The 11231-nt window shown below is 58.7% G+C and carries 7 protein-coding genes; 3 read left to right on the top strand and 4 right to left on the bottom strand.

All coding sequences use genetic code 11. The annotated features are described in order from the left end of the window. From ilvB to VGG64_01125, 3 genes are all read left to right on the top strand, one after another. On the top strand, nt 1-1492 hold a 1492-nt coding region (gene ilvB / locus VGG64_01135), incomplete at its 5' end, for a biosynthetic-type acetolactate synthase large subunit (GenBank protein HEY1598174.1). A 303-nt stretch (nt 1493-1795) separates the two neighbouring features. Next, nucleotides 1796-6574: a DUF3320 domain-containing protein gene (locus VGG64_01130; protein ID HEY1598173.1), complete on the top strand. Its 4779-nt coding sequence runs from the start codon at nt 1796-1798 to the stop codon at nt 6572-6574. A 649-nt stretch (nt 6575-7223) separates the two neighbouring features. Beyond that, the gene (locus tag VGG64_01125) at nt 7224-8810 is read left to right on the top strand and encodes a SpoIIE family protein phosphatase (GenBank protein HEY1598172.1); all 1587 of its coding nucleotides are present in this window, start codon (nt 7224-7226) and stop codon (nt 8808-8810) included. Between the two features lie 55 nt (nt 8811-8865). Here VGG64_01125 and VGG64_01120 read toward each other — a convergent pair whose 3' ends face one another. From VGG64_01120 to VGG64_01105, 4 genes are all read right to left on the bottom strand, one after another. Then, a complete protein-coding gene (locus VGG64_01120; protein ID HEY1598171.1) occupies nt 8866-10239 on the bottom strand; it encodes a tyrosine-type recombinase/integrase in 1374 nt (457 codons plus the stop codon). A 29-nt stretch (nt 10240-10268) separates the two neighbouring features. Next, the gene (locus tag VGG64_01115; GenBank protein ID HEY1598170.1) at nt 10269-10532 is read right to left on the bottom strand and encodes a hypothetical protein; all 264 of its coding nucleotides are present in this window, start codon (nt 10530-10532) and stop codon (nt 10269-10271) included. Nucleotides 10533-10675: 143 nt separating this feature from the next. Continuing rightward, on the bottom strand, nt 10676-10891 hold the full coding sequence (locus tag VGG64_01110; GenBank protein HEY1598169.1) for a hypothetical protein: 216 nt from the start codon (nt 10889-10891) through the stop codon (nt 10676-10678). Further along, a partial coding sequence (locus VGG64_01105) for a hypothetical protein (protein ID HEY1598168.1) occupies nt 10888-11231 on the bottom strand: 344 nt, incomplete at its 5' end. The genes VGG64_01110 and VGG64_01105, both read right to left, overlap by 4 nt.

Genomic DNA, 11231 nt, shown 5'->3' with positions numbered 1-11231 from the left:
GACGTGCATCGCCGACGCCAAGCTAGACAGCGTTCCCCTGATCGCGATCACCGGCCAGGTCGGCACCTCGGTGATTGGCACCGATGCTTTTCAGGAAACGCCGATCGTCGAAGTGTGCCGCGGCATCACGAAACATCATTACCTGGTGACGGACGTCAATGATTTGGCGCGGGTGGTGCGCGAGGCGTTCCACCTGGCCACCACAGGCCGGCCCGGACCTGTGCTGATCGATCTGCCCAAGGATGTGCAGCAGTCGCAGACGGTGCCCGACTACAACGCGCCGATGAATCTGCCCGGCTACCACGTAGCCGACCGGCATTCGCGCCCCGAGCAGATTGCGCAGGTCGCAGCCGCCATCAAGCGCTCGCGCCGTCCGGTAATCTATGCCGGCGGCGGCGTCATCGCCAGCGGCGCCAGCGATGAGCTGCGCGAACTGGCACGCAAGACACAAATTCCGGTGACCATGACGCTGATGGGCCTGGGCGCATATCCGGCTGGGGATCCGCTGGCGCTCGACATGCTGGGCATGCACGGCAGTGTGTACGCCAATTACGCTGTGAACGACGCCGATTTACTGTTGGCTTTTGGCGTGCGGTTTGACGACCGTGTGACGGGCAAGGTTTCGGAGTTCGCCAAGCACGGCAAGATCGTGCATATTGACGTCGACCCTTCGGAAATCAACAAGAATAAAGAAGCGCACATTCCCATCGTCAGCGATCTGAAGTACGCACTCGCCGAGCTGAACAAGATCGTCGAGCCGCCTGAAGGGGGATTGACCGAGTGGAATCAGCAGATTGCCGCGTGGAAGAAGTCGGATCCATTTTCGTACGACAAGTCTTTCCCGGGAATTTTGCCCCAACACGCCATTTCCGAGCTGTCGAAACTTGTTGCTGACCAACGACCGATCATTTCCGTCGGCGTGGGGCAGCATCAAATGTGGGCGGCACAGCATTTCAAGCTGACCGAGCCACGTTCCTGGCTGTCGAGTTCGGGATTGGGAACGATGGGTTTTGGTTTGCCGGCCGCGATGGGCGCTAAAACCGCGCACCCAGACCGGCTGGTCATCGATATCGATGGCGATGGCAGCTTTCTGATGAACATTCAAGAGTTGGCGACGTGCATCTGCGAGAAGCTACCGGTCAAAGTCCTGCTATTGAACAACCAGCATTTGGGCATGGTCGTGCAATGGGAAGATCGCTTCCACGCCAGCAATCGTGCCCACACGTACCTGGGGCCAATCGATAATCCTGAAGCGATTGGCAAGGGAGATGGCCTGGGTCCCAAGAATCGTTATCCCGACTTCGTGACAATCGCCCGCGGTTTCGGCTGCGGCGCCGGCACGGTGAAGGAAAAGTCGCAACTGGTCGACGCCCTGCGCGAGATGATTGCCTACGACGGCCCCTACGTTCTCGACGTCGAGGTGCCGTATCAAGAGCACGTGCTCCCCATGATCCCTTCGGGCAAGACCGTGAAGGATTTGATCAAGTCGTAAGGGGTACAAAGCATCTTGACCACGAAATGCCCGTTTTCCAGATAGCTGCCAAATAGAGCAAGGCACTTGATTGGACGTTGATTTCGGCCACTCGTGCCAAATCTCAATTCCCACGATCCTCCCAATCCATCTAACCGCTAAAGCTTGCGTCGAGACGCCAGGGGCTGTAGGACGTTGTAGGCGCTCGCTAGATATTTCTCAGAATGAGGGCTACGCTATCGTTGCCTGGGAAGAGTGCGTTAGTAGATCTCCGATCAACTTTCAATTGAAACTCGATCACGCCGGCGATGGGGCTAAGTGGCGATGGCATCGATCGACACGATCTGCAGTCGGCTTGAGCGTAGCCGCAAAGATCTTCTGGACCTTTCAGGTCGAAATCGTCTCATAAGCACGCCGCGTGGGACGTCGCGCACGCGCAGCGTTGAGATCATCGACGAACTTTCGGCAGAAGTCTTCCGATTGCTGGTTCGTGAGGGGAAATCCCTCAGTTTCATTCCCGGCAAAGATGCTTTCATTGATGACGTCGAGGGGGACGGCGGCGACGCGCCGTCGCTGTTGTATCAACCAGACGACGATGTGCTGGCGGAGAACGGCCTGGCGCAACGACACGTCGACGCGCAGCTACAAACGGGCCTCACTTCCGAATCGCTGCAAAAGCGCCTTTTGAATGTATTTCATGACGCCCGCACTTTTGAAGAAGAGCAGGGCGTCAGTATTCTCTATTTGGCCATGGGATTCTTGAAGTGGTACGAAGCCCCTAGTTCGGACCGGGCACGATACGCACCGCTTTTGCTGATTCCAGTGGAATTAGGTCGCCAAAGCGCGGGTTCGCGTTTCAAATTGAAATTGCGCGAAGAGGAAATCGCGACCAATCTATCCTTGCAAGCGAAGCTTGATGGCGAGTTCGGTGTTCGTCTGCCGGACGTACCTGAGCTGGAAGAACTTTCGCCAATGGTGTACTTCGGCGCTGTGGCCAAGGCTATCGAGAGTCAGCCGCGATGGGAAGTGCTCCCCAACGATATGGTGCTGTGGTTCTTTTCGTTTGCCAAGTTCTTGATGTATCGCGACCTGCGCCCGGAAAATTGGCCGGACGAAAGCGCGTTGGCGAAGCATCCGCTCATCGCCAGCTTGCTGGAAGTCGGATTCAGCAGTGAGCCACCCATCTGTGGCGACGATGATAAGATCGATCCACTAATCCCGCCACGCGACCTTGTGCATGTGGTCGATGCGGACAGCTCCCAGGCGGTGGCTATTGAAGAAGTGCGTCGAGGCCGCAACCTTGTGATTCAAGGGCCGCCTGGCACCGGGAAATCGCAGACGATTGCGAATCTGATTGCTGCGGCCGTGAAGGAGAACAAAAGAGTCCTATTCGTCGCCGAGAAAATGGCGGCGCTGGACGTTGTGAAGCGGCGTCTTGAAAAGGTTGACTTGGGCGAGATGTGCCTTGAACTACACAGCAATAAGGCGAATAAACGCGTTGTGCTTGAGGACTTGGCCAAGACCTTGCGCCTGGGTTACCCGAAACCGCAGATCGGCAAGGAATTGATCGAAGACCTGACAATGTTGCGCGACAAGTTAAATGGGCATGTCGACGCGTTGCACCGCCCGCTGCCGAAGTCTTGTCTATCACCGTTCCAAATACTTGGTCATCTGGTGGAGTTGCGCGCCAAGGGTGTGGCGCCCGCCGACTTCGAAGTTATCGGGGCTTCCGATTGGACTCCACAACAGCGATTAGAAAGCGTTAACCTGCTGCGTGATGTTTCTCTTCATATGCAAGGCGTGGGCGTTCCCGCCCATCATCCCTGGCGCGGCGTTTCGGTTGGTGCCATCATGCCGATGGACGTGGAACGTCTAAAAACCCGCATCGACGCGGTGATCCAGCGATTAGATCATTTGGCCGTAGGAACAAATGCGCTGGCGCGCGAACTGCACGCCAAGACCGGCGATTCTGTGGTCGACGTTGCCACGCTCGCGCGACTGGGGCACCGACTGTCGAGCGCCCCAGATATGGACCGGGCGAGTATCGCGCACGACGTATGGCAGACGCGCCGCGCGGCGATCAGCAAACTGCTACAGGCAGGCCAAACGTTTTTCACCCAACAACTTAAGCTAACCGGCATATTGGTCGAATCGGCGTGGACTGTTGAAGTGCGCCAGGTTCGCCACCATCTTGCGGCGCATGGACATTCCTGGATCCGGTGGTTCAACAAGGACTATCGCGAGGCCCAGGCAACCCTGCGAGGCTTGCTAGTGGTCAAGCCGCCGGGGCCTCTGACTGAGCGCTTGGGTATTCTTGACAGTTTGATCGAAGGGCAGAGCGCGCGGTGGAGTATCGATGTCGCGGAGGACAACGATCAACTCGGGCGGCTGGCCTTTGGTGCCAAATGGCAAGGCGTCGAATCCGATTGGGCTGCTCTCGAGGCGATCGACAGATGGGAGTCGGAATGCCGTGATATCAAATTGCCAAATGTGTTTCGGCAAGTCATGGCGCGAATGGGCGATTCGGCGGCGATCAAACGATTGCTCCCTCAGATTGCCGCCGACATGAAAACGGCGCTGCAGGAAGCCGAGCTAATTTTCCAAGGACTCGGCCTAAATCTGCAGGTAGCGTTTGGGTATGGCAATCTCCACGCCGTACCGCTCGACGATCTGAAAATGCGTTTTCAAGCGTGGCAGGCGTCTCCGGAATCGTTGACCAAATGGATCTTATTTCGTTCACGTTGGGAAAAACTAGCAACGCGCGGCATGGCGGGCCTGGCAGCAAAAATGTACGACGGCTCAGTCAAGTGGGAGCAGGCGGAAGATATTCTCTTAATGGCGTATTTCGAGCAGATCATGCGCTCCGCGATGCACGCCTCTTCAACCTTATCAGAATTTGACGGCCAGTCCCACGATCGCCTGGTCGCCATGTTCAAGTCGCGCGACGAGCAAAGGATTGCATTTGCGCGGCACGAAGTAGCTCTTGCGCACCATGCCACGACTCCGCAGGGGCACATGAGCATTGGCGAGATCGGAGTTTTACAACGAGAGATCGAAAAGAAACGGAACCATCTCCCCGTACGCAAACTACTCAAGCAAGCTGGCACAACGATTCAGGCCATCAAGCCCGTGTTTATGATGAGCCCTATATCGGTGGCACAATTCCTGGAACCAGGCCAGTTGACGTTTGATTTGTTGCTGATCGACGAGGCCAGTCAAGTTAACCCAGTCGATGCACTGGGAGCCATCGCTCGGGCCAGGCAGATCGTAGTCGTGGGGGACGACAAGCAACTTCCGCCAACGCGCTTTTTCGACAAGATGCTGGCTGACGGGGATGGTAACGGCGACGAGCAGGATGACGCTTTCTCGGCGTCGGACGTCGAAAGCATTCTAGGGTTTTGTACTGCCCAGGGGATGCCGCAGCGGATGCTGCGCTGGCACTACCGCAGCCGTCACGAATCGCTGATTGCCGTCTCGAACCGCGAATTTTATAACAGCCGGCTCTTCGTCGTTCCCAGCGCCGTGCGATCTTCGGAGCATCAAGGCTTAAGCTTTCACCATGTTACGACGGGCGTATTCGACCGCGGAGGTTCGGCCACGAATCGAGTGGAAGCACAAGCTGTCGCGCAGGCAGCTATGCAGCACGCCCGAACAGCTCCCGAAAAGAGCCTAGGAATCGGTGCCTTTTCTGTCGCACAACGCGACGCCATTCGTGACGAATTGGAATTGTTACGTCGGCAGGATCCCACTTGCGAAGCATTCTTCTCTCCGGGCCAACCAGATCCTTTCTTTATCAAGAACTTAGAGAACATCCAGGGAGACGAGCGCGACGTAATTTTCATCTCGGTCGGCTACGGTCCCGATGCCAACGGCAACTTGATGATGAATTTTGGGCCTTTGCAAACTGACGGGGGCGAGCGTCGTCTTAATGTCCTAATCAGCCGGGCACGCGATCGCTGTGAAGTATTCTCGTCTATTACGGACGATAACATTGATCTCGAACGCGCTCGCTCGCGAGGCGCGCAGGCATTCAAGACATTCCTGCATTATGCTCGTACGGGTGTCTTGGACATCGGCATTTCCACCGATCGAGGATTCGATAGCGAATTTGAAGCAGAGGTGGCCCGCGCGGTGGAAGGGCATGGCTTTAAAGTTGTCAGTCAGGTCGGCCTGGCGGGGTTCTTTATTGATCTGGCGGTCGTGGATCCGGAGTGTCCGGGGCGTTACCTTCTTGGCATCGAATGCGACGGAGCAACGTACCATTCGTCGCGATCGGCGCGTGATCGAGATCGTTTGCGCGAAAGCATTTTGCGGAGCCGGGGCTGGATTATTCATCGCATCTGGAGCACGGATTGGTTTCATCGACCCGAAGATCAATTGCGAAAGACGTTGGCAGCCATCGAACAAGCCAAGACCGAGTGGGCCACCCGTAACGGAGCGGTCAACAATCATTCCGCCGTAGTTCATCCGTCAGCTCCGGATGACCAAATCGAAAGGATCGCGATCGTCCCTTCGCACGCACGTGAGAGCTCATTGAGTATTCCTTATGAGCAAGCCACGTTCGCCGCACCTCAAGGGGCGGTTGCGGAAATGCCGCCGGACGAGGTGCGTTCGCTCGTCTTGAAGGTGGTTCAACTTGAGGGCCCCATCCATATAGACGAATTGACCCGTCGGGTCGTCGAACTGACTGGCGGAGGCCGTACCGGGAAACGTTCGATCGAGACTGTGAGGAATGTATTACACACTGCTTCGCAGCAGCGGTTGGTGGATGCAGAACAAGATTTCTATTGTTTTCCCGGGGCCGCTAATCCACTGGTTCGTGATAGGTCCGACGTCTCCCAAAGCCTGCGGAAACCCGAAATGCTCCCTCCCGCCGAAATTCGCGCAGGCGCGATCCAGATCGTCGCCGCGAACTCGGGCGCCAGTCCGAGCGACGTTGTCACAGCTGTGTCGCGTGCGCTGGGTTTTGCAAGCACAAGTGCTCAATTACGTGCTGTCATCGAGCAACAGCTTGAGTCGCTTGTTTGCACGGGCGTGTTTACCCAGCGTGAGGGCAAACTGTATGCCGTGAAACAGACGGCATCGCACGTTAGTTGCTCATGACGGATTCTCTTGCTGCTGCTGCTATGGGCTCGCCGGCGCGTGGATAATCGCGAGACCGAAGCGGTACACCCGAAAGATTGCCTACACCACACGCCCGTTACGACCCGCGCGCGTGATACCTCGCAGTTGTCGACTCACGTCGCAGGGGGGTGTGGGTCGATGCTAAATCCTGCCGGTCACGGATGCTGGGCGAACTGCGAAAGCGGTTCGTGCTTGCTTTCCCGCGCTACCGTCCGCGAAGCTCTGCGTGTCTCACGGCCCGCCCCGCCGTGGCGCTTGCTTCCGGATGACGTTAGCCCGCGATGGCGAGTACCCACAAGCAACTGTCAACCGCCAACGCGCAAGTGAGCACCTCTCGAGAAGGCCAGAGTGCCGACTGACGATCCCGCCCCCTGGATCATGCAGCGGCCTTGATGCCCTTCGGCCGAGCTGCCCGAAAAACGCGTCAGCGCGGGGCGACGGTGATTGTGGAATTGCGAGGAATCGTTTGACCGGTCCGTTCCCTTCCGATGGGTCGCGGTACTTGCGGCGCAGAAGAGCCAAGGCAGATTTGCCATGCACCTGCGGCCGTTTGGCGATCGACGAAGGAACAAGATCGGACCGCGCCGCGATTGTCGTTACCGCTAGTTCCCCAGCAGGAAGGCTCGCCGTGTCCCGGTCCACGCCGAATCATCTGAAATTGTTTCAAGAGCGGTTGGAAACGGTCGATCAGCTCGGACGCAAAGCGTCCGGAGCGGTCCATGACCTGTGTCAGGCCTTTGAACGGGCGACCGGCTGGTCGCTGCGATTCGTTCCTGGTCACCCTCCGCAAAACGAACATGACCTGTTGTGGTCCGCCCCGGTCAATCCGGGCGTTGGAGTTTCTCCCGGACACCTCAGGATTGATCTCGGCGGATCGGAACTAAGAGAGCAAGGTCCCTCTGTCGAATTGGACCTTGCCGGCGAGCTGGCCGGCGCAATCGGCCAATTGATGGGCGAGCTGCACGTGGCTCGTGAAGAGCTACGCAAGCGCGAAGCCGAATTGGCCACCGGCGTGCCTGTGATCGAACGCGAATCCGCACGGCCCCATCTGGCCGAACGACTGGAAGCCGTTCTCCGCGGCGGAGCCCAGGCGATCGGTTGCCCTGCGGCGGCGATCTATCTGCTGGATTCGGCCACGACCGAACTAAAGCTGCGGGCCGCGTTCGGGCTGCCTCGCGAGCGATTGGTTGTTGCGCCGCGCGCCTTGCGCACGGCCACGGCCGATCTCGAAGCTTTGGCCGGACACGCCGTGGTGATGAAGAACCGGGCGATCCGTTCTGAATGGAACGCTCCCGAGGCGGCCGCCGCGGCCATCTGCGTGCCGATTTCGACCGCGGCCATCCCACTCGGGACGCTGTGGTTCTTCTCGGCCCGCGAACGCGATTTCAGCGACGAGGAAGTGAATCTCGTCGAGATCGTGGCTGGCCGACTTGCCAGCGATTTAGAACGCGAAGTGTTGATGCAAGAGGGACTGCAAGCGGCCTCGCTCAAACGCCAGGTGGCCGACGCAGAACGCTTGCAGGAATTTCAGTTGCCGCGTTGCTCTCCGCAGTCGGACCGATGGGACATCGATGCCTGGACGTTGCGCGGTGAACGACTAGGTGGCGATTTCTACGACTGGTTTCCGCGCGGAGATGACGGTCTGAGCGTCGTCCTTGGCTCGGCGACCGGCCCGGGTATCGCGGCGGCCATGTTGTCGGGAATCATGCGGACAGCGGTTCGCGCTCATGCCGAGACGGCACGAGAGCCGCATCAGCTATTGGAGCAGGTCAACCGCGACCTGTGGCAAGCCGCCGCCGGACTGCAGTCGGCCTCGCTTGTCTACATACTGCTGGATGGCACGGGCCATATTCGCCTGGCAACCGCTGGCGACGTCACGGCTCTGCTCGCGCGGCAGAATGGTTGGCAACTATTATCTCGTGTGTCGTTGCCGCTGGCACGCGATCCGAACACCTCTTACCAGCCGCAACTGCACGCCATCAAGCCGGGCGAAACGCTGCTGGTGCTGAACGGCAGCGATATCGTCGATAGTCGTCTGCTGAACGGCGCGGCCGGCCCGCTCGACCTGTCAGCCATGGCGCGTCTGGCGGCGGATAAATCGCAAGCGAGCGCGCGAGAGCTGGCGGCCGCACTGCGCTTTCAGATTTCCGCGCCGCATTTGCCGTCGCCTCGCGATCGGACGCTGCTGGTCGTAAAGCCACGCTGGCACAACTAGCGGTTCTGGCCGCCATCGGTTTTAGGCCTCGCATGGCCGCCCGCAGATTTTAGCGCTACATTCTTTTGCGCTCGAATCGCCACTTTACCCCCCTTCGGCCAGGATCCCGGCAATTGCCGCGGCAAAATGGGGGCTTTCCCGGTTGAGGCACTTCTTTTCCCAGAACGTTTCGCACCCCTGCGGGGCCACTGAATTCGCCGTGTGCAGCGGTATAAAGCGGTACTGCTGGGTAGTTTTGCTTCGCGCTGCTCTCCGGTTTCTCGTCGATACCCGCCGTTACCGCCGCGTACTGCGCCTGTTTGCGCGCCGCTTTTTCCGACGCCTTGGCGAAGTGTTCTTCGGTGACTTGCAGGTAATGCTTAGCTGCGATTGCCGTCGTGTTCCCCAGCCACGCGCATACCACATGAATCGGGAACGTCTCGGCCAGCTCGGTCTCGCGCGTGCTGCGCAGGTTCTGGAACAGCTTCGGCCACGGCTCCAGCCCTGCCCGCCGGATGATGATCTTCAGCGTCGTGCGAAGATTCTGGGTCTGTAACCGATAACGAGTAACGATCGGCGCATCGCCGGGCGTCCCTTCCGGAATCTGCTGCCACAACGCATCGAGTTCCTTGTGGATCTCTGGGAACAGCGGAATCCAGCGCGCCTCGCGCCCTTCGTGTCGTTCCGTCTTAGGGCTCGGCACACGCAGTCTGCCACGCTCCCAGTCGACGCAGCCCCAGGTTAGCCCTAGATGCTCGCTGGGGCACCGCAGGCCGCCGTAGCGCGCCAGGACGAATATCAGCCGCCAGTCGGCGTCAGGGCACGCTGCCAGCACCTTGTCGGCGTCGTCGCGGCTCAGAAAGTATTCTCGGCTGCGGTTTGCTTGCACTGTGCAATCCCGCATATCGGCAAAGGGGTTCTGGTCGATCAATCGCTTGCGTACCGCCGCACGAAAGAATTGCTTTGCCCGGCCACACATGCGACGAACGGTGTTCTCGCCGATGGTCTCTTGCAGGTGCAGGCGGAACTCATCGGCATCGCCAGGGGAGATTGCTGCGAGCAGTTTGCCGGCGCCAAAGTGCTCCACAAGGCTGGCCCGGACACGTTCGAGCAGGACACGGGTGCCGGGCTTGATGTCAGTCCTGGCCGCAAGGTATCGATCAAGGAACAACCCCAGCGTCGATGCTTCCCTGGCGGCTCGTTCCGGCGCCAGCCCCACAGCCGCCAGCTTGTCGTAAAGCCGGGTGTCGCGGGTTCTCAGCCATTCCGCTGTCTCACGATCAGGGCTATTGCCAGCCGTCTCGGCCGAGTTCAACGCCTCAATCTTGGTGCAGACCTTCTCGGCGGATTTCATCGGCATCTTGCCGAGTCGCACGCAGCGACGTTTGCGGGCCTTGTCGACGAACAGGATTCGCCGGTTGCCCTTGCCGTCTGTTGAGATACTTGCCATGTGTCACCTTCCTCGGCCGCTTGGCCGAATTAACCGAGAAGCTTTCTGTCCTTGCTAATTGCGGTCAAATGCCTAAGCGCAGCATCAACCACTGGCGTATGTTTTCTTTCCGCGAATAGCTGAAGCGCGTCCTTATACTGCCGACTGACCTCGACGAGCTTTGCCAATGCCATGCTTGCGACTTGCTCGCGCATGTCGTCGCTCTCGATGATGTCCTCAAACGAAAAGAAAGAACTCCCTTCACCTTCGGTGTGGATCTCATAGAACGCACGTACCTTTTTCCCCTTTGCCATGTCTCACCTTTCCTCGAATCGATTTAATTGAAAGCACCCCGCCAGCGCCCGCAGGCGGCAGCGGAGTTGAAAAGTGCCCCGGATTCACCGACCGGGGCGGCCAGGGCCCATGTTTCAAGGTGGGTCCTGCGGCTGCTACGCTGCTACTCTTTCCACGGGCTGATATCGGGCCAGCCCGCTAAGAATTGCTTCTCCGCCGCTCTGCGTAGTTGCCAGAGCCGTTCGTGCCGCTTGGCGAGCTTCTGTTCGACTTTGGTGGCGTGGGATAGCACCAAGCGAACCTGATGCGTTTCAAACACTGTGCCGTCCTTGACACTCCTCAACTTCTTGAGGATTGCGAGAAGGTCGGCATCGGTCATGCGGCGCCGCCTTTCTCCGCCTTCTTGCGATCCCTGCACCGTTTGGTTGCGATTCTGTTGAGTTCCCATCGCCTTTCTTGTTCGACTGGATCAATGATTGCGATCGGTGGTTGTGGATGGTCTGCAAGGGCCTCAGGGAATGCGACCTCCGGTGGCGCGATAGGGTTAGGATCGACGAGCCTTTCAACTCGATAATGGTTCTCAAACAAGGTCGGGACCGAGTGATTGAGGAATTTCCAGGCGCTGCCGGCCTTCTGGTTCTCGACCAGGCTCGCGGCACCACGACGTATCCAACGGGACGTGCCCGGCAGGCCCGCATCCTTGGCAATCGTGCTGACGG

The sequence above is a fragment of the Pirellulales bacterium genome (assembly GCA_036490175.1).
Taxonomy (GTDB): domain Bacteria; phylum Planctomycetota; class Planctomycetia; order Pirellulales; family JACPPG01; genus JACPPG01.
This window is presented reverse-complemented; position numbering and strand designations above follow the sequence as displayed.

What these genes read in the sequence shown, in the direction of transcription:
- VGG64_01120 (HEY1598171.1), bottom strand. Translation starts at nt 10,239, where the DNA reads ATGGCAAGTATCTCAACAGACGGCAAGGGCAACCGGCGAATCCTGTTC.
- VGG64_01110 (HEY1598169.1), bottom strand. Translation starts at nt 10,891, where the DNA reads ATGACCGATGCCGACCTTCTCGCAATCCTCAAGAAGTTGAGGAGTGTC.
- VGG64_01130 (HEY1598173.1), top strand. Translation starts at nt 1,796, where the DNA reads ATGGCATCGATCGACACGATCTGCAGTCGGCTTGAGCGTAGCCGCAAA.
- VGG64_01115 (HEY1598170.1), bottom strand. Translation starts at nt 10,532, where the DNA reads ATGGCAAAGGGGAAAAAGGTACGTGCGTTCTATGAGATCCACACCGAA.